Annotated in this window: 17 protein-coding genes; 3 read left to right on the top strand and 14 right to left on the bottom strand. The window is 54.2% G+C overall.

Going from position 1 to position 19,532, the window contains the following annotated elements; all coding sequences use genetic code 11:
* Positions 1-285: 285 nt before the first annotated feature.
* The 11 genes from eutG to maeB form a co-directional block, all read right to left on the bottom strand.
* On the bottom strand, positions 286-1,473 hold the full coding sequence (gene eutG / locus HEM79_RS12960) for an ethanolamine utilization ethanol dehydrogenase EutG (RefSeq protein WP_176242411.1): 1,188 nt from the start codon (positions 1,471-1,473) through the stop codon (positions 286-288).
* Entirely contained in the window at positions 1,463-2,299 is an 837-nt protein-coding gene (eutJ, locus tag HEM79_RS12955; protein WP_176242413.1) for an ethanolamine utilization protein EutJ, read from the bottom strand. The genes eutG and eutJ overlap by 11 nt, the downstream gene beginning before the upstream one ends.
* A 10-nt stretch (positions 2,300-2,309) precedes the next feature.
* Complete coding sequence (locus tag HEM79_RS12950) at positions 2,310-3,713, bottom strand: aldehyde dehydrogenase family protein (RefSeq protein WP_176242415.1); 1,404 nt, start codon at positions 3,711-3,713, stop codon at positions 2,310-2,312.
* Between the two features lie 11 nt (positions 3,714-3,724).
* Positions 3,725-4,012 carry an ethanolamine utilization microcompartment protein EutN gene (eutN, locus tag HEM79_RS12945; RefSeq protein WP_000762200.1) on the bottom strand — a complete coding sequence of 96 codons (288 nt, stop codon included), beginning with the start codon at positions 4,010-4,012 and terminating at the stop codon, positions 3,725-3,727.
* A 106-nt stretch (positions 4,013-4,118) separates the two neighbouring features.
* On the bottom strand, positions 4,119-4,412 hold the full coding sequence (eutM, locus tag HEM79_RS12940) for an ethanolamine utilization microcompartment protein EutM (RefSeq protein ID WP_000387713.1): 294 nt from the start codon (positions 4,410-4,412) through the stop codon (positions 4,119-4,121).
* 38 nt (positions 4,413-4,450) lie between these two features.
* Positions 4,451-5,467: a phosphate acetyltransferase gene (gene pta / locus HEM79_RS12935; protein ID WP_176242417.1), complete on the bottom strand. Its 1,017-nt coding sequence runs from the start codon at positions 5,465-5,467 to the stop codon at positions 4,451-4,453.
* Positions 5,464-6,267, bottom strand: coding sequence for an ethanolamine utilization cob(I)yrinic acid a,c-diamide adenosyltransferase EutT (gene eutT / locus HEM79_RS12930; protein WP_176242419.1), 804 nt, complete (start codon positions 6,265-6,267; stop codon positions 5,464-5,466). Before eutT ends, pta begins: the two co-directional genes overlap by 4 nt.
* Complete coding sequence (eutQ, locus tag HEM79_RS12925; RefSeq protein WP_176242421.1) at positions 6,264-6,965, bottom strand: ethanolamine utilization acetate kinase EutQ; 702 nt, start codon at positions 6,963-6,965, stop codon at positions 6,264-6,266. Before eutQ ends, eutT begins: the two co-directional genes overlap by 4 nt.
* On the bottom strand, positions 6,940-7,419 hold the full coding sequence (eutP, locus tag HEM79_RS12920) for an ethanolamine utilization acetate kinase EutP (RefSeq protein ID WP_176242423.1): 480 nt from the start codon (positions 7,417-7,419) through the stop codon (positions 6,940-6,942). The genes eutQ and eutP overlap by 26 nt, the downstream gene beginning before the upstream one ends.
* Positions 7,420-7,431: 12 nt before the next feature.
* Entirely contained in the window at positions 7,432-7,767 is a 336-nt protein-coding gene (gene eutS / locus HEM79_RS12915; RefSeq protein ID WP_000356956.1) for an ethanolamine utilization microcompartment protein EutS, read from the bottom strand.
* A 290-nt stretch (positions 7,768-8,057) separates the two neighbouring features.
* Positions 8,058-10,337 carry an NADP-dependent oxaloacetate-decarboxylating malate dehydrogenase gene (gene maeB / locus HEM79_RS12910; protein ID WP_105286690.1) on the bottom strand — a complete coding sequence of 760 codons (2,280 nt, stop codon included), beginning with the start codon at positions 10,335-10,337 and terminating at the stop codon, positions 8,058-8,060.
* Between the two features lie 285 nt (positions 10,338-10,622).
* Here maeB and tal point away from each other — a divergent pair, with 285 nt between their 5' ends.
* Together tal and tkt are read left to right on the top strand one after the other, a co-directional pair.
* Positions 10,623-11,573 carry a transaldolase gene (gene tal, locus HEM79_RS12905; protein ID WP_176242425.1) on the top strand — a complete coding sequence of 317 codons (951 nt, stop codon included), beginning with the start codon at positions 10,623-10,625 and terminating at the stop codon, positions 11,571-11,573.
* Positions 11,574-11,592: 19 nt separating this feature from the next.
* A complete protein-coding gene (gene tkt / locus HEM79_RS12900; protein WP_135521596.1) occupies positions 11,593-13,596 on the top strand; it encodes a transketolase in 2,004 nt (667 codons plus the stop codon).
* A 118-nt stretch (positions 13,597-13,714) separates the two neighbouring features.
* On the opposite strand, the gene HEM79_RS12895 is transcribed toward tkt, so the two are convergent.
* The 3 genes from HEM79_RS12895 to aegA all read right to left on the bottom strand — a co-directional run bounded on the left by HEM79_RS12895 (position 13,715) and on the right by aegA (position 17,506).
* On the bottom strand, positions 13,715-14,758 hold the full coding sequence (locus HEM79_RS12895) for a DUF1176 domain-containing protein (RefSeq protein WP_024191154.1): 1,044 nt from the start codon (positions 14,756-14,758) through the stop codon (positions 13,715-13,717).
* A 125-nt stretch (positions 14,759-14,883) separates the two neighbouring features.
* Positions 14,884-15,459, bottom strand: coding sequence for a GDP-mannose pyrophosphatase NudK (nudK, locus tag HEM79_RS12890; protein ID WP_001330582.1), 576 nt, complete (start codon positions 15,457-15,459; stop codon positions 14,884-14,886).
* A gap of 67 nt (positions 15,460-15,526) precedes the next feature.
* On the bottom strand, positions 15,527-17,506 hold the full coding sequence (aegA, locus tag HEM79_RS12885) for a formate-dependent uric acid utilization protein AegA (RefSeq protein ID WP_176242427.1): 1,980 nt from the start codon (positions 17,504-17,506) through the stop codon (positions 15,527-15,529).
* Between the two features lie 205 nt (positions 17,507-17,711).
* Here aegA and narQ point away from each other — a divergent pair, with 205 nt between their 5' ends.
* Positions 17,712-19,412: a nitrate/nitrite two-component system sensor histidine kinase NarQ gene (narQ, locus tag HEM79_RS12880; RefSeq protein WP_176242430.1), complete on the top strand. Its 1,701-nt coding sequence runs from the start codon at positions 17,712-17,714 to the stop codon at positions 19,410-19,412.
* Positions 19,413-19,532 lie beyond the last annotated feature (120 nt).

The following is a 19,532-nucleotide window of genomic DNA, read 5'->3' as shown; positions in this document are numbered from 1 at the left end:
GAGGGCCGGGGTGAGGGTAATTGTTTGCACCGGTGCCAATTTGTTCCCCTCACCCTAACCCTCTCCCCAAAGGGGCGAGGGGACTGTTCGCGCACATTTATGGCTTTGTCATCAGTCTGAAAACGCATTGCTGACAAAGCTGCTTAACTGTCAACTTCAGCACTGTTTTCCCCCTCGCCCTTTCAGGGAGAGGGCCGGGGTGAGGGTAATTGTTTGCACCGGTGCCAATTTGTTCCCCTCACCCAGCCCCTCTCCACAAAGGGCAAGGGGACTGTTCGTGCACGTTTATTGCGCCGCTGCGTACAGGCCGACAATCTGTTCCAGGCTGGCGGTACGCGGATTACTGCGCAGACAAATATCTTCCTGCGCGGCCTGCGCCCATGCGCCGTAATGCGCAGATGCCGCACCAACATCGCCCAGCCGTTTATCGATCCCTACTTCCGCAATCAGCTCACTAACCGCGTTAATAGCATCACGCTCGTCGGATTTTTTAGTTCGCAGCGCCCTGCCTACCTGGCTAAAACGTTCGCGGCATACCATCCGGTTAAACTCCATCACCGTTGGCAGCAGCATGGCGTTCGCCAGACCGTGCGGAATATGCAGCGCCGCCCCTGGCTGATGCGCCATCGCGTGGCACAACCCAAGCCCCGCACTGGAAAACGCCATTCCCGCCATGCATGATGCGAGCAACATACTTTCGCGCGCGGCAAGGTCGTGCCCGTAGCCCACCGCTTTCGGCAACGATTTACCAATCATCGCAATGGCGCCAATCGCCAGACTGTCGGTAAACGGTGTGGCGTTCAGTGCGCTATACGCTTCAATGGCATGGGTTAACGCGTCGATGCCGGTCATCGCCGTCACATGCGACGGCACGCCTTCGGTTAGCGCGGCGTCGAGGATCGCCACATCCGGCATCAGCGAGGCATGGGCTAACACCTGCTTGCGCCCGCTCACCGCGTCGATAATCACCGTTACGTTGGTCGTTTCAGAGCCGGTTCCGGCGGTAGTAGGAATGGCTATCAGCGGCAGGCGCGGTTGCAGAACGCGGGTTTCTGACATCTCTGCCAGCGTGCTATCGGGATTCGTCACCAGCAACGCCACGGCTTTCGCCGCATCGAGCACCGATCCACCGCCAAACGCAATCACCCCATCACACCCTGATTCACGCAACTGCGCCACAGCCGCACACACGTCGGTAATGCACGGTTCGCCCACCGGACACGGCCAGAGCGTCATGGCGATACCTTTTACCGCCAGGCTACGCGTCAGCCCAGCGGTCATCCCCGCTTGATGCAAAAAGCTGTCTGCCATCACGAACAGATGTTTCAACCCGCGCATTTGCGCTTGCTGTCCGCAACTGCTCACCGCGCCAGAGCCGCAAAGCGTCACCGGCGGGACGCTAAATGTTTTTACCCGTTGCAGATTCAGGGCATCGAATGCCTGAAAGAGCGCGGTCTGCAATTCATTTTGCATAGATCCCCTCCGCTTTCTCTCGCCCGCTACTGGCGATCGCCAGCGGGGTAATAAACAGACTGTGCTGCGGTAAATGCACCTGTAATGCCGGGAATTGTTTGCGAAACAGCTCCGCCACGCCCGGTTGCATACAGGAGCCGCCCGCCAGCCATAAATCAGTAATGCCCTTCCCCGCGATATGCCGCGCGACAATGTCCGCCATTTTTTCGTACACCGGTTTCACCACAGGCCAAATCTCTTCGCCGTGACCGCGCTTGTACTGTTCCGCCTCTTCCAGAGGAATACGACGATTTCCGGCAAGAGTCAGAGAGATGTGATGTCCACCGGTCGCTTCATCCGCTGAATAAGTCACTTTGCCCTTTTTCACGATGGCAATGCCGGTAGTGCCGCCGCCGATATCCACTACACCGGCGTTGTCCAGTTGCAGCAGATCCGCGACTGCGGTTGGCTCATCCAGCACATGGCTCACTTCCAGTCCGGCAGATTCCAGCACGTTGATGGAAATACGCGCATCCGTACCTGGGGGAAATGACGTTGCCGCATGGCTAAAACGGCGACCGAATTGCTGCTCGAGGGTGTCGAGATGGCGACGAACAATGGTGACCGCACCGAAGAAATCCCAGACGATGCCGTCGCGAACCACATCGACCCAGTCGAGGCATACCGCCACCGGCTGGCCTTCGCGATCGACAACCATCGACACCACATCGCAAGTGCCCAGATCCACCCCCAGCCACAGCGGAGATTCCGTCGCGGCAGGCGTCTGGTTACACAGCGTTGCCGCCGTTTGCAGACGTGGGGTGAGCCATTGTTCGTCGTGCGCCATCTGTTACTCCTTAAACAATGCGAAACGCATCGACTAATACACAACGACGCAGGCGGACAAACGTCCGTGCGCTGGTTACCCCTTCACCAGTTGGCGTGGTGATGGTCATGGTGGTCCAGCCTTCCCCACCCAGCCCCAGTCCGGCAATGCACGGTCCGTTCTTAACGAAAATGCTGGTATCAATGGCGTTCGCCATCTGGTTCATGTTGTCGATGTTGCGCGAGTGCATTGCCGCCGTGTGGTGGCAACCACCTTCCAGTTTCACCGCCAGCGCAATGGCATCCGCCACGTTGGCGACGCGCACGACGGGCAGCACCGGCATCATCAGTTCGGTCACGGCAAACGGATGTTCTGCGGTGGTTTCCACAAACAGCAATCGTGTTTCTTGCGGGACGTTCAGGCCGATTGCCGCCGCGATTTTCGCGGCATCGCGACCTACCCAGTCACGGCTGACGGTGCCTTTTCCACGCTCGTCGATATTTTTCAGCAACACCGGTTGTAGCTGCTGCGCCTGCTCTGCGGTCAGTTTCACCGCGTTCTGGCCTTGCATCAGACGCATCAGTTCATCGGCTACGCTATCGACGACAATCAGTACCTTTTCATCGGCACAAATAATGTTGTTATCGAAAGAAGCGCCTTTGACGATGGACTGAGCGGCACGGGCGAGGTCGGCGGTTTCATCCACCACCACCGGCGGGTTGCCTGCACCTGCGGCTATCAGACGTTTATTGGTGTGTTTGCGCGCCGCTTCTACTACCGCTTCGCCGCCGGTCACCACCAAAAGGCCGATGCCCGGAAACTTGAACAAGCGTTGCGCGGTTTCGATATCCGGATTTGCCACGGTCACCAGTAAGTTTTCTGGCCCGCCTGCGGCGACAATCGCCTGGTTGAACAGCGTAATCGCCCGCTGAGAGACTTTTTTCGCCGCCGGATGCGGGGCAAAAATGACGCTGTTGCCCGCAGCAATCAGGCTGATGGCGTTATTAATCACGGTTGCCGCCGGATTAGTGGAAGGCGTCACCGAAGCCACTACGCCCCAGGGCGCGTTTTCAATTAACGTCAGGCCGTTGTCGCCCGTCAGCACCTGCGGAGAGAGGCACTCTACGCCCGGCGTACCGCGCGCCTGAGCAACGTTTTTGGCAAATTTATCTTCAACGCGACCCATGCCGGTTTCACTGACGGCAAGTTCCGCTAAATCTCTGGCGTGTTTTTCGCCTGCTTCACGAATGGCAGCAATGGCTAACTGGCGCATCGCCACGCTTTTTAACCCTTGCTGGGCAACTTTGGCTGCCGCAACGGCGTCATCCAGGGAAGCAAAAACGCCCATCTCATGAACGGCGGCGGACGGCGCGTCGCTGCTTTGCATTTTCAGCAGTACCGCTTTCACCACCTGTTCAATATCCTGTTGATTCATGATGTTCTGCCTTATTTGTGGAAAATTACCTGACCGCCAGACACCACTTCATCGACGATGCCAATTACACACAGATCGACCGGAGACGTTTCGCTTTTATGCGCCTGGCGGGCGGAACTGCCGCTCACCAGCAACACCCACTCCCCGGTTCCCGCGCCAATATTGTCGATGGCGACGGCACACTGCCCGTCAGGATTTCCCTGTGAATCAATCATTTCCACCATCAGCAATTTGTCATGCGCCAGTCCGTGATGGCGTACGGTACAAACAATTTGTCCAGTGACGACTGCCAGTTTCATACCCGCCTCCGTGGCGTATTTCAGGTAAAAGCTCCCCCTACCCTCCGCAGAAGGTAAATAGAAAAAGGAGAGAGCGTGACGCCCGAATCGACGTCACACAAGGTGATTACAGGTTGCTGCTGTCGCCTTTCAGGCCGATCGGGAAGACTTCTTCCAGGTCGCCGTGCGGACGCGGGATAACGTGGACAGATACCAGCTCGCCAATACGCTGTGCCGCTGCGGCACCGGCATCGGTCGCCGCTTTACAGGCAGCAACATCACCGCGAACCATCGCAGTACACAGGCCGCCGCCAATCTGCTTAACACCAACCAGTTTGACGCGCGCAGCTTTAACCATCGCGTCAGAAGCCTCAATCAGTGCAACCAGGCCCCGGGTTTCGATCATTCCTAATGCTTCCATTGTGTTTTCCTCTTTATAGGGGTCCAGAACGGGACCGTTCATTCAACCAGTGTTTGTAAACTGCTTTCGCGGTTCACTTCTGTCTGGCGCGGTACGGCTGCCACCAGCGCCAGTTCGATAATTTCCTGCACGCTACAGCCACGAGAGAGATCGTGCAGCGGCGCGGCAAGCCCTTGTATCAACGGTCCGACGGCACGATATCCGCCGAGTCGTTGTGCGATTTTGTAGCCAATATTTCCTGCCTCCAGCGACGGAAAAACCATTACATTCGCTTTGCCCTGTAGCGGGCTGGCAGGTGCTTTTTGCGCCGCGACATCCGGCACGAAGGCGGCGTCAAACTGCAACTCGCCATCCACCACCAGTTGTGGCGCGCGTTCCCGGACGATTTCGGTCGCCTGCTGAACGTTAGCAACGCAGGGGTGACGGGCGCTGCCGTTGCTGGAAAACGACAGCATCGCTACGCGCGGCTCTTCTCCGGTGATGGCCTGCCAGGTATCGGCGCTGGCAAGCGCGATATCCGCCAGTTGCGCTGCCGTCGGCTGTGGCACCACGCTGCAATCGGCAAAGCCCAACGCCGTACCGCTGTACTGCGGCAGCATCAGGAAAATGGAGGAGAGCGTTTTGCAGCCCGGCTGCAAACCAATAATGCGTAATCCGGCACGCAGCACATTCGCCGTGGAAGAGAGGTTGCCCGCGATACAGACATCCGCTTTACCGGCGCTGACCATTGCGGCGGCGAACATCAGCGGGTCGGTGAGTTTATCCAGCGCGTCCGGCGGCGTTTTATCACCTGCACGGGCGAGCCAGCGGTGGGAAAATTCTTCCCGCATCGCAAAGTTGCTATGTGGATCAATCACCTGTAGCCCGTCCATCGCCACACCGTGACTGAGCGCAAACTGACGAAGTTCAAACGGATTGGCGACCAGAATGGGCGTTGCCAGACCTTGTTGATGTAAATATTGCGCAGCTTTCAGCACACGTTGATCTAACGCATCCGGAAAAACCACTCTGGCGGGCGCTCGCAACGCCAGTTCACGGCAACGTTCAATAATCATTGCGTCTCTCCCAGTCGTTGTTGGATCTGCTTCACCGTTAGCGGCGGCTTCGCCACGCTCAGGATCATCATCACGTAAACCGTGCTGGAAAGGCGGTTCAGCGCCTGCAAGATGTCCGGGCGTAATACTTCAAAACTGCGGGTGATAAACACCTGCGCCGCTACGGTTTCGGTTTCACGCACTTTGGTGCGTAGCAGATTCAGCAACGCCGCATCGCGTCCGTGGCTGGCTTCCGGCACCAGATGATCGTGGTCGAGATAACGCAGCGGCTGATGGGAAAGCCGATGCAGATCTTCGTCAGAAAGCCCGACAATCGTCTGGCAGCCCAGCGGTTCTCCCAGCGCATCGGCGCGCACAATGTTGCCAAGACGCGAACGGATGTCCGCCAGCCATGGCTGCCAGGGCTCCGCCAGTTCAATTTGCAGCCACACTGCCAGCGCAATGGTGCTGTCGAGAACAGCGCGAAAACCGAGGCGCGGATCGCTTTTGGCGACCATTTTTTCCGCCGACAGGTGAGTCAGCGTATCCGGCTTTTTTACCACTGGCTGGTGGCACAGTTCGCAGCACGCCTGCGTATATTCATCGCTACTGGTCAGCCCGTGAACGGGCTGCGGCTGCTGCTGTTCATCGTCAACAAACAGGCTGCCCTGCTCGTCAATAAACTTGATGCGCAGATGGCGGCTTTCCAGTAACTCCCGGGCAGAGGGCGTCAGGCGACTGTGCGCAGGGAGATGGATCTCTGCGCCTTCGCTGAGCGTATGGTTCGCTCTTAGCCATGCTTCGGTAATGAAATCTTTCATAGGGATTGCCAGTTAGCCGGCCAGGCGACATACAGGAATTTCACGCTGGATGTCGTACCAAATTCGATGCTGGAGCCTTTCGGGATAAACATCACGTCGCCTGCTTTGGCGATCATGGTTTCGCCTTCGTGGCGAACGTGCAGTTCACCTTCCAGTACCATGTCGATTTCGTCGTAGTTCAGCTTCCACGGGAAGAAGGCGTTATCCCACTGCATGAAACCGGCAGCCATGCTGCTGCCGTCATCTCCGGTAACCAGATCGGTCAACCCGACGCATTGAGGTTCCGCGCCGTCAAAACGCCCAAACTTCACGCTGCCGCCATCAATCACTTTGATGCCGCCTTTGCCGGTCACTGATTTAAAGCTCGACTGCATCGCGCCCTGCTCCAGCGACTGCTTTTCCTTCATCACTTTTTCCATCAGTTGCGCGACCAGGCTTTCGGTAAACTGGCCTTCCGGCAGTTGGGCAATGATGGTTTCGCGAATGCGCTGACTTTCGGTTTTATCGGCAGGCGCGCTGGCAGGAACGGACGCCGTTACCGGTGTCAATTCATCGCATTCGTTGATGGTAACCCCCAGTAGATCCGCCACTTCACGGGCTTCCGGAGTAATAATGCTGGCGCGCAGAACCACGGACATTGCCTGTTCGCCGCGCGCATGTGCTTCACGAATATCATTCGCTGTGATGAGTTTTTTCACCTGCTTCCTCCTGTTCGGTGAGAGATGCCAGATAATCCACCAGTTGCTGCACGCTTTGCGGGTCGTGGCTGTTTAACTCGAAAATCGGCTCTTCAAAGCCAGTCTCGCGCAATAACTGTCGCGTTGCGGCGACGTCAGCATCCGGCATGTCCGTTTTACTGATGACGGCGATTTGCCGTTTAGTGACGCCAATATCCAGCAACCCGGCAGGTAATCGGCTTTCCGGGTCATTCGCGCCGTGGACATATATCAGCATGTCCACATCCTGTAGCGTGGTAATTAAGGCGTGATACCAGCGGGGATGGCTAAAATATTCACCTGGCGTATCAATATCACCCTTATCATTAAATTCCACAGCCTGCGTTTTTCGCGCGAGGGTATAATCTCCCTGCAACGCATTAAATAACGTTGTCTTTCCTGCCCCGACAGCACCCACAAACGCAATTCGTTTCATGAATGCCTCGCATTAACTTTTGGTCATTTCACAAAGCGTATAATTTAATAAGCGCCCTAAACCGCTGACAGTTTGTGATAACGCTTCTTCTACCGCGCCCACCGAGCCATAAATCACCAGCGCGCCGCTAAAACGGTCAAGAAAACCGATATGCACATCGGCGGCTTTCAGTGCTAAATCGCCGGCGATCATCGCTGTTTCACCGGGAGTTAGCGTCATAATGCCGATTGCGCCAGCATCGGGAACGCCGATTTTCTTCGCCAGCTCCTCGCCGGGATGCGCAATTAAATGCGCCAGCGTGACCTGTTTACCGGGAACAAATTCCTGAATGATGCGTTCTTTATCCATGAGTCGCCGCCTGTGAAAAATCTGGCGCTATCGTGACAATTTTTCGTCAGAGTAAATAACAAAATTCGGCAAGGGAGTTTAAAAGGTGAGGTAGATCACTAAGAATGGAGAGATATTTTATCTAATGCATAAATTTTCATGTACAGCACATGAATATAATTAAATTGATATTGATTTATTTTTATAGGGCGCGCTTTATTATTCGAAAAACAAGTAATAATCCCTTCTGATATATTGCGATAAACCGCTTACCCTGAATATTCAGGGTAAGCGTAAGAGTTAAGAAAGAATTACAGCGGCTGGGTTTGCGCTTCAACCACGGCCAGCGCCACCATGTTGACAATACGACGTACCGATGCGATTGGCGTTAATACGTGAACCGGTTTCGCCACGCCCATCAGCACCGGGCCGACGGTAACGCCTTCTGAGCTGGAAACACGTAGTAAGTTGTAACTAATACGGGCAGCTTCCATATTCGGCATCACCAGAATATTGGCGGAACCTTTCAGGGGGCTGTCCGGCATCCGGTCGTTGCGAATCGCTTCCACCAGCGCCGCATCACCGTGCATTTCGCCATCAATCATCAGTTCTGGCGCACGCTCCCTGACCAGCTCCAGAGCTTTACGCATTTTGCTGGACGACGGGCAGTTTGAAGAACCGAAGTTGGAGTGCGACAGTAAGGCAACACGCGGCTCAATACCGAAACGACGAACAGTCTCTGCCGCCATCAGCGTGATCTCCGCCAGCTCTTCTGCGTCTGGATCATCGTTGACGTAGGTGTCAGCAATAAAGGTGTTACCACTCGGCAGCAGCAGCGCGTTCATTGCGCCAGCGGTGTGAACGCCATCGCGATAACCAAACACATTTTTCACCACACCGAAGTGTTCGTGATAATCCCCCACCGTACCGCAGATCATCGCATCGGCTTCACCACGCTGAACCATAATCGCACCGATCACTGTCGGGTTACCGATCAGCGCACGCTGCGCCTGTTCCTGGGTGACCCCACGACGTTTCATGATCTGGAAGTATTCGCTCCAGTACTCTTTAAAGCGCGGATCGGATTCGTTATTAACGATCTCAAAATCAACGCCCGCTTTGATCTGCAAGCCCAGCTTCTGAATGCGCATTTCGATTACGTTCGGACGACCAATAAGAATCGGTTTCGCCAGTCCCAGCGTTACCAGTTCCTGAGTCGCGTGCAACACGCGCGCCTCTTCCCCTTCCGGCAGCACCACGCGCTTCGGCGCTTTGCGAGCCTGGGAGAAGATCGGCTTCATAAACAGGTTGGTTTTGTAAACGAATTCGGTCAGTTTGTCGATGTAGACATCAAAATCGGCAATCGGACGCGTCGCCACACCGGACTCCATTGCCGCTTTTGCCACCGCTGGCGCGATCTTGACGATCAGACGCGGATCGAACGGTTTAGGAATGATGTATTCCGGGCCAAAGCTCAGATCCTGATCGCCATAGGCAGAAGCAACCACTTCGCTCTGTTCCGCATGAGCCAGTTCAGCAATCGCACGTACCGCCGCCAGTTTCATCTCTTCATTAATGGCGGTTGCGCCAACGTCCAGTGCACCACGGAAGATGAACGGGAAGCAAAGGACGTTGTTAACCTGGTTCGGGTAGTCGGAACGACCAGTACAGATGATGGCATCCGGACGCACTTCTTTCGCCAGCGGCGGCAGAATTTCCGGTTCCGGATTCGCCAGCGCCAGGATCATCGGCGCGCGAGCCATTTTCTTCACCATCTCCTGTGTCAGCACTTTCGGGCCGGAACAGCCAAGGAAAATATCCGCGCCTTCAATTACATCGTCGAGAGTGCGTTTGCCGTCATCCACCACTGCGTAAGCGGCTTTGGTTTCCGCCATGTTCGGCTCTCGCCCCTGATAGATAACGCCTTTCGAGTCACAAACTACAATATTGTGTTTTTGCAGCCCCAGCGCCACCAGCAGGTTCATACAGGCGATTGCGGCCGCCCCCGCGCCGGAAACCACCATCCGCACGTCGGAGATGTTTTTCTCTACCACGCGCAGGCCGTTGAGGATGGCGGCGGTGCTGATGATTGCCGTCCCGTGCTGGTCGTCGTGGAATACCGGAATGTTCATTCGCTGGCGCAGTTTTTGCTCAATATAGAAGCATTCTGGCGCTTTAATGTCTTCAAGGTTGATGCCGCCAAAGGTCGGTTCCAGCGCAGCGACCACTTCGATAAATTTGTCCGGGTCGAGTTCATCAACCTCAATGTCAAACACATCAATCCCGGCGAATTTCTTAAACAGAACGCCCTTGCCTTCCATCACCGGTTTGCCTGCCAGCGCGCCAATGTTGCCTAACCCCAGCACCGCCGTACCGTTGGAGATCACCGCCACCAGGTTACCGCGCGCAGTATATTTGTAGGCTTTTAACGGATCTTTCTCGATTTCAAGACAAGGCGCGGCGACGCCAGGTGAGTAGGCCAGCGCCAGATCGCGCTGCGTTGCCAGAGGTTTAGTAGGAGAAACCTGGATTTTTCCTGGAACTGGAAATTCATGGAAATCAAGTGCACTTTGTTTTAACTGGTCATCCATTTGGTTGTTCCTTTCACGTAACGTTCACAAAAATGAGCGGGCAACTGCCTCAGCCCACAACATGGCGCACATTATTACCTTGCCGGAGCTTTCAGACTTTGAGCAAGTCCAAACTCTCCTCATCAAAATAATATTTTGGCAATAATCCTATAACACTGATGTTACCTGCTTAATCCAGCAATACCATGCCTGTCTGCTATGCTTTTTTGATGCGATTAGCGAAATTTCTCAGAAGTGTGAATTAACGCACTCACCTAACACTTTACTTTTCAAGGAGTATTTCCTATGAACGAGTTAGACGGCATCAAACAGTTCACCACTGTCGTGGCAGACAGCGGCGATATTGAGTCCATTCGCCATTATCATCCTCAGGATGCCACCACCAATCCTTCGTTATTACTCAAGGCTGCCGGATTATCACAATATGAGCATTTAATAGACGATGCTATCGCCTGGGGTAAAAAAAATGGTCAAACGCAGGAACAACAAGTGGTAGCTGCCTGCGATAAGCTGGCGGTCAATTTCGGTACAGAAATTCTCAAAATCGTACCCGGTCGTGTATCGACAGAAGTTGACGCACGCCTCTCTTTTGATAAAGAAAAGAGTATTGAGAAAGCGCGTCATCTGGTGGATTTGTACCAGCAGCAGGGCGTTGAGAAATCACGCATTCTGATCAAACTGGCTTCAACCTGGGAAGGAATTCGCGCGGCAGAAGAGCTGGAAAAAGAAGGCATTAATTGCAACCTGACGCTGCTGTTTTCCTTTGCTCAGGCACGCGCCTGTGCAGAAGCGGGCGTTTTTCTGATTTCGCCGTTTGTCGGGCGTATTTATGACTGGTATCAGGCGCGCAAGCCACTGGACCCGTATGTAGTGGAAGAAGATCCGGGCGTTAAGTCGGTGCGTAATATCTACGACTACTATAAGCAGCACCGCTATGAAACCATTGTGATGGGCGCGAGTTTCCGCCGTACCGAGCAAATCCTCGCTTTAACCGGTTGCGATCGTCTGACTATCGCGCCGAACTTGCTGAAAGAGTTGCAGGAAAAAGTCTCGCCAGTCGTCCGCAAATTGATCCCGCCTTCTCAAACATTCCCACGCCCTGCTCCAATGAGCGAAGCGGAGTTCCGTTGGGAGCACAATCAGGATGCGATGGCAGTAGAAAAACTGTCTGAAGGCATCCGCCTGTTCGCCGTTGATCAACGCAAACTGGAAGATCTTCTTGCCGCCAAACTATAAACCAGCCACGGAGTGTTATATGTCCCGAAAAGACCTTGCCAATGCGATTCGCGCGCTCAGTATGGATGCGGTGCAAAAAGCCAATTCTGGTCATCCTGGCGCGCCGATGGGCATGGCCGATATTGCCGAAGTGCTGTGGAACGACTTTCTTAAACATAATCCTACCGATCCAACCTGGTATGATCGCGACCGCTTTATTCTCTCCAACGGTCACGCGTCGATGCTGCTCTACAGTTTGCTGCATCTGACCGGTTACGACCTGCCGCTGGAAGAGCTGAAGAACTTCCGTCAGTTGCATTCGAAAACCCCAGGTCACCCGGAGATTGGCTATACGCCAGGCGTTGAAACCACCACCGGTCCGCTGGGGCAAGGACTGGCGAACGCGGTCGGACTGGCGATAGCGGAGCGCACGCTGGCGGCGCAGTTTAACCAACCGGACCATGAGATTGTCGATCACTTCACTTATGTGTTTATGGGCGACGGTTGCCTGATGGAAGGTATCTCCCACGAAGTCTGTTCGCTGGCGGGAACGCTGGGGCTGGGCAAGTTGATTGGCTTTTACGACCACAACGGTATTTCCATTGATGGTGAAACCGAAGGCTGGTTTACCGACGATACGGCAAAACGCTTTGAAGCCTATCACTGGCATGTTGTCCATGAAATCGACGGTCACGATCCGCAGGCGGTGAAGGAAGCGATTCTCGAAGCGCAAAGCGTGAAAGATAAGCCGTCGTTGATTATCTGCCGCACGGTAATTGGCTTTGGTTCGCCTAATAAAGCGGGTAAGGAAGAGGCGCACGGCGCACCGTTGGGTGAAGAGGAAGTGGCGCTGGCACGGCAAAAACTGGGCTGGCACCATCCGCCATTTGAGATCCCCAAAGAGATTTATCACGCCTGGGATGCCCGCGAAAAAGGCGAAAAAGCGCAGCAGAGCTGGAATGAGAAGTTTGCCGCGTATAAAAAGGCTCATCCGCAACTGGCAGAAGAGTTTACCCGCCGGATGAGTGGTGGTTTGCCGAAAGACTGGGAGAAAACGACTCAGAAATATATCAATGAGTTGCAGGCAAATCCGGCGAAAATCGCTACCCGTAAGGCGTCGCAAAATACGCTTAACGCTTACGGCCCTATGCTGCCGGAGCTGCTCGGCGGTTCGGCGGATCTGGCGCCAAGTAACCTCACTATCTGGAAAGGTTCTGTGTCGCTGAAGGAAGATCTGGCGGGGAATTATATTCACTACGGGGTACGTGAATTTGGTATGACCGCCATCGCCAACGGCATCGCGCACCACGGTGGATTTGTACCGTATACCGCGACGTTCCTGATGTTTGTTGAATACGCCCGCAACGCCGCGCGGATGGCGGCGCTGATGAAAGCGCGGCAGATTATGGTTTATACCCATGACTCGATTGGTCTGGGCGAAGATGGCCCGACGCACCAGGCGGTTGAGCAACTGGCCAGTTTGCGCTTAACACCGAATTTCAGTACCTGGCGACCGTGCGATCAGGTGGAAGCAGCGGTAGGCTGGAAGCTGGCGGTTGAGCGCCACAACGGGCCGACGGCGCTGATCCTCTCAAGGCAGAATCTGGCGCAGGTGGAACGTACGCCGGATCAGGTAAAAGAGATTGCCCGTGGCGGTTATGTGCTGAAAGACAGCGGCGGCAAGCCGGATATTATTTTGATTGCTACCGGTTCAGAGATGGAAATCACCCTGCAAGCGGCGGAGAAATTAGCGGGAGAAGGTCGCAATGTTCGCGTGGTTTCCCTGCCCTCGACCGATATTTTCGATGCCCAGGATGAGGAATATCGGGAATCGGTGTTGCCTTCTAACGTTGCTGCTCGCGTGGCGGTGGAAGCAGGCATCGCCGACTACTGGTACAAATACGTCGGCCTGAAAGGTGCGATTGTCGGGATGACGGGTTATGGCGAATCTGCTCCGGCGGATAAACTGTTCCCGTTCTTTGGCTTTACCGCCGAGAATATTGTGGCAAAAGCGCATAAGGTACTGGGAGTGAAAGGTGCCTGATACTGACCGCCGGATGCTGATTGCCGGATGCTGATTGCCGGATGCTGATTGCCGGATGCTGATTGCCGGATGCGACGCTGACGCGTCTTATCCGGCCTACATGTTCCCGTCATTTTGTTTAACGAGTGATCCACAACGTGGGCCAGGCGTCTGGCCCATGCCAGTTATCACAGGTGGGTTCTGCGGCGTAACGCACCAGACGAAAACGCTGGCCGTCAAAACGCCAGCGCGTCTGAATACCACAATCACTTAATCCACGGCCTTTCGCTAACGTCACCAGTTCACGCGATTTTTCATCAAATGTCGCGTTCATCAGCTCCAGTTCATTCGTTTCCTGACCGTTGTTGAACGGCAAACGTAACCGTACCGGACGCGAGGCCAGCGGCTTTTTACGCGACACTATCCACGCCAGATCAATGGTGTTATAGGCGCCCGCCTCACAGCTAATCATCATCAATGCTTTATCATCGGTCAGCGCAGTGACATTCACCTCTCGACGCAACGGATCAAGCGAGCAGCGCAGGCCATTCATCCGCCAGTTACCGTAATCCAGCAAATCGTTACGTTCTTCGAGTGAGAGTGGCGTCGGCGTTGGGTTTACCACAGCGACCTCTTTCAGCGCAGGAGCAGGCGGTACGCTAAGTGGCGGCTCGTCTCCTTTCTTGATCCACGCAGTTTCACTGCCAACGCGTTTTTGCTGGGCATCAATAAACAACAACGCCGCTTTTAATCCATTAAGAGAAATGGTCTGATCGCCGTCGCGTAAGGTAATTGCCTTCCCTTCCTGAATCATTTGCAAAAACGCGGTGATGGTCGCCGTATCATCGGTCACTAATAACCACGGCGAAATCCGCCACTTGTCCCCGCTTAACGCCAGCGGCTCGCCATCTAACAGCAGTCGTGGCGCTATCGCCTCTTCCGACGCATCCGGCGACTTCAACCCGCCGCGCTCAATACGTAAAACGGCATCGGTATGCGCCCCGGCACTGCGACTGAGAGTCATCACCAGTCCATTATGATTGCCAGTGTTGCGCGCTACGCAGAAATTTTGGTTGTTACAGGTGACCTGCCAGTCAGAAAACGTCCGTTGCGCTGGTGCTGCCCACGCTAAAGACGTCGGCAACAAAGCGAAAAAAAAGAGAAGGAAAATGCGATAGCGCATGGACGGTACGACCCCAGAAGTTCAAACAAACAGCACAAGTCGTATCTTCGTTGCGCAGGTAGCGTGGCTCAATCGGATTTGTCGGATTGAGCCAATAATAAACAACGAAATATTATTGTTATTTTTCAGTCCATTAAATGTGACGTTTGCAAATAGTTAAGCAATAACACCGTCTTACCGTCACGTATCTCGCCGGTTTTGATCATCTCCAGCGCCTGGCTGAACGGCAGCTCGAGCACTTCAATATCTTCATCTTCGACGCCGCCCCCCGCGTTAGCACGCTGACTGTCACTGTATTCGGCGATAAAAAAGTGGATTAGCTCGGTCACACCGCCAGGCGACATGTACAGTTCAAATAATTTGCGTACTTCGCCAACCTCATAGCCCGTCTCTTCAATCGCTTCTTTGCGAATGCACACTTCGGGTTCGTCGTTGTCCAGCAACCCGGCACAAGTTTCAATCAACTGCCCGCTTTCATTGCCATTAACCCAGGTAGCGACGCGGAACTGACGAATCAGAACTACGGTCTTTTTCTTCGCGTTGTACAGGAGGATCGTCGCGCCATTGCCGCGATCGTAAACTTCACGTTTATGGCGGATAACTTCGCCATCTTTGCGGGTGAGATCGTAGGTAATGTTGTGCAGGGTGAAATAGTTATCGGAGAGAATTTTGTCTTTGATGAGGGTGATTTGTTGCGTCATACCGACTCCACAGCGCGAAATGAACAAGTATCTTACGCTGTGAAGTCGGGTTTGTCTGCGGATGGAATTAGTGAGATTTGACTGATTTTATCCCCAGCCAGTCAATAATTCCCTGCGCCGCATGGCGCCCTTCCGCCATTGCAGTCACCACGAGATCCGCACCGCGCACGGCATCGCCACCAGCGAAGATTTTCGGGTTCGTCGTCTGGTAACGGTACTGACTTTCAACATCAGCCACGATGCGCCCCCATTTATCCACCGTTACACCATGTGACTGAAGCCACGGCATATCATGCGGATTAAAACCAAACGCCATAATCACCGCGTCGGCTGGCATGACAAATTCACTGCCTTCCACCGGCACCGGACGCCGACGCCCTTGTGCATCCGGCTCGCCAAGACGCGTGCGCAGGAAACGAATCCCGCAGACGTGACCTTGCTCATTCAGCTCAAGCGCCACTGGCTGGACGTTAAATTCGAAGTTAGCCCCCTCTTCTCGGGCGTTCTTCACCTCTTTTTTCGAACCGGGCATGTTAGCTTCATCACGACGATAGGCACAGGTGACGTTACTTGCGCCGTGGCGCAGCGCGGTGCGCACACAGTCCATCGCGGTGTCGCCGCCGCCCAGTACCACGACGTTGAGTCCGGCGGTATTGATAAACGGCTCTTCCGGTAGCTCTTCAAGCCCCATCACCTGTTTGGTGTTAGCAATGAGGAACGGCAGCGCGTCATAAACGCCCGGCGCATCTTCATTGGGTAAGCCCGCTTTCATGGAACGGTAAGTGCCTACGCCAACGAAGACTGCGTCGTATTGTTCGAGCAGCGAATCCAAAGAGACATCTTTACCCACTTCACAATTGAGTTTGAAGTGAATCCCCATTGCGCTGAAGATTTCCCGACGGCGCGCCAGCAGCGATTTATCCAGTTTGAAAGAAGGAATGCCAAAGGTGAGCAAGCCACCGATTTCTGGATGGCGATCGTATACCGTCACCTCCACGCCACTGCGGGTCAGGACGTCCGCACAGGCCAGCCCCGCAGGCCCCGCACCGATAATCGCCACTCGCTTGTCCACTTTGGTGACATGGCTTAAGTCAGGACGCCAACCTTTCGCCAACGCCTGATCTGAAATGTAGCGTTCAATGTTGCCGATAGTCACCGCGCCGTGCTCATCGCGAATGGTGCAGGCGCCTTCACACAAACGATCTTGCGGACAGACGCGTCCGGTAATTTCCGGCAGGGTGTTGGTCTGGTGAGAAAGCTCGACGGCGGCGTCGATATTTCCGGCTTTCACTAGTTCTATCCACTGCGGAATATGGTTATGCAGCGGACAGGTCCATTCACAAACGCTGTGCTCGCCGCACTTCAGGCAGCGCGAGGCTTCCCGTTGTGCCTGGTCGGCGCGAAACGGCAGATAAATTTCATCAAAGCCGGTTTTGCGCGCTTCAATTGCCAGTTTATCCGGCTCGCCGCGCGCGGGCGTTGCCTGCATTTGCTCGACTTTACTCATTACCGGCATTTCTTGTACCGCTGTACTGGTATGCCACGGTTGATGCTCCTGACGTGCAGTGCGCAAGCGGCGGGATTTCGCTATACCGGAGAGTGCGGCGTCGGTGACCAGTTGCAGCGCATCCGCCGGGCAATTTTCGACACAGGCGGGGCCGTTTTCTCGCCCTGCGCACAGGTCGCATTTATGTGCCGTGGCTTTCACTTTACCCGCTGTGACGGGTGTCAGGACAATCTGCATGGTGCCAAACGGACAGGCCACCACACAGGATTTACAGCCAATACACTTTTGCTGATTGACCTGAATGCTGTCATCAACATGGCTGATTGCGCCATTGGGGCAGCTACGGGCACAGGGCGCATCTTCGCAATGGTGACAGGTCACTGCACTACGTTGCTGCTGATGTTTGATAACCGTAATTCGGGGATGAAAATGGTGTTGGCTCAGGACATGTTGCTCATCATTGTGAGCCATGACACAGGCAATTTCACAAGCATGACAACCCAGACATTGCTGACTGTTGGCCATAATAAAACGATTCATAACGACCTTCTTTTTTGGTTGTAAAAACCTTATTCTTTATATGAGTGTTGTTATTACCCGACTTGCAGGGGAATCGGCAATGTCCATGTGCCCAGAACAAGTAACTATTTCGCTATAAACTGTGGCAGATCAAATAATCCCATCACTGACTAAATTGCGTTTCAACAATCTGGAACATTAATGATTTTATGTGGAGAAGACGCGTGTGATTGTTAAACGACCCGTCTCGGCCAGTCTGGCCAGGGCCTTTTTTTACATTGTGCTGCTGTCGATTCTTTCCACGGGTATCGCCCTGCTAACTCTGGCGAGCAGTTTGCGCGACGCTGAGGCGATCAATATTGCCGGATCGCTGCGTATGCAGAGTTACCGCCTGGGCTACGACTTGCAAAGTGGCAGTCCGCAACTCAATGCGCATCGTCAGCTGTTCCAGCAGGCACTGCATTCACCGGTATTAACCAATCTCAACGTCTGGTATGTGCCAGAGGCAGTAAAAACCCGCTATGCGCATCTGAATGCCAACTGGCTGGAGATGAATAATCGGCTCAGCAAGGGTGATTTGCCGTGGTATCAGGCCAATATCGATAATTATGTCAATCAGATAGACCTGTTCGTGCTGGCTTTACAGCACTACGCTGAGCGCAAAATGTTGCTGGTGGTGGCGATTTCGCTGGCTGGCGGCATAGGTATTTTCACGCTGGTCTTTTTTACTCTGCGCCGCATACGCCATCAGGTCGTTGCCCCACTGAATCAGCTGGTTACCGCCAGTCAGCGTATTGAACACGGGCAGTTCGGCTCACCGCCGCTGGATACCAGCCTGCCCAATGAGCTGGGACTGCTGGCCAAAACCTTTAACCAGATGTCGAGCGAACTGCATAAATTGTACCGCTCGCTGGAAGCGTCAGTAGAAGAAAAAACCCGCGATCTCCACGAGGCCAAGCGCCGTCTGGAGGTGTTGTATCAGTGTTCGCAGGCGCTGAACACCAGCCAGATTGATGTGCATTGTTTCCGCCATATTTTGCAGATCGTTCGCGACAATGAAGCGGCTGAATATCTGGAATTGAATGTCGGTGAAAACTGGCGGATTAGTGAAGGAAAGCCAAACCCTGAGCTGCCGATGCAGATTTTACCGGTGACGATGCAAGAGACAGTTTACGGCGAGCTGCACTGGCAAAACAGCAACGTGTCGGCCTCCGAACCTCTGCTTAACAGCGTTTCGTCGATGCTGGGGCGCGGTTTGTACTTTAATCAGGCACAAAAACATTTTCAGCAGTTGCTGTTGATGGAAGAACGCGCGACCATCGCCCGCGAATTGCACGACTCACTGGCTCAGGTGCTTTCTTATTTGCGTATCCAGTTAACATTACTGAAACGTTCGATACCGGAAAATAACGCCACCGCACAAAGTATCATGGCCGATTTTTCTCAGGCATTGAATGATGCGTATCGGCAGTTACGCGAGCTGTTGACCACTTTCCGCCTGACGCTGCAGCAGGCGGATCTCCCTTCCGCGCTGCGGGAAATGCTGGATACGTTACAAAATCAAACCAGCGCCAAACTGACTCTCGACTGCCGTCTGCCAACCCTGGCGCTGGATGCGCAAATGCAGGTGCATTTGTTGCAAATTATTCGCGAAGCGGTGCTGAATGCGATGAAGCACGCCAATGCCAGCGAAATCGCCGTTAGCTGCGTCACTGCGCCGGACGGCAATCACACGGTCTATATTCGTGATAACGGGATTGGCATCGGTGAACCGAAAGAACCTGAAGGCCATTATGGCCTGAATATCATGCGCGAGCGCGCGGAACGACTGGGCGGAACGCTGACTTTTTCACAACCTTCCGGTGGCGGCACGTTAGTGAGTATTAGCTTTCGCTCTGCGGCGGGTGAGGAAAGTCAACTGATGTAATACCTCTTGTTGACCAAAGAATACGGGCACTTAAGGTTCAGTATAAAAGGGAATGATAATTTACATTATCTCCTTTTTTTCTCCACGATTGGCTCGTACCTTGCCGCTACAGTGAAGCAA

The organism is Escherichia sp. 93.0816 (assembly GCF_013368855.2).
In the GTDB taxonomy this organism is placed as follows: Bacteria; Pseudomonadota; Gammaproteobacteria; order Enterobacterales; family Enterobacteriaceae; genus Escherichia; species Escherichia ruysiae.
Note: the sequence above shows the minus strand (reverse complement) of the source record. Positions and strands in the feature narration are given on the sequence as shown.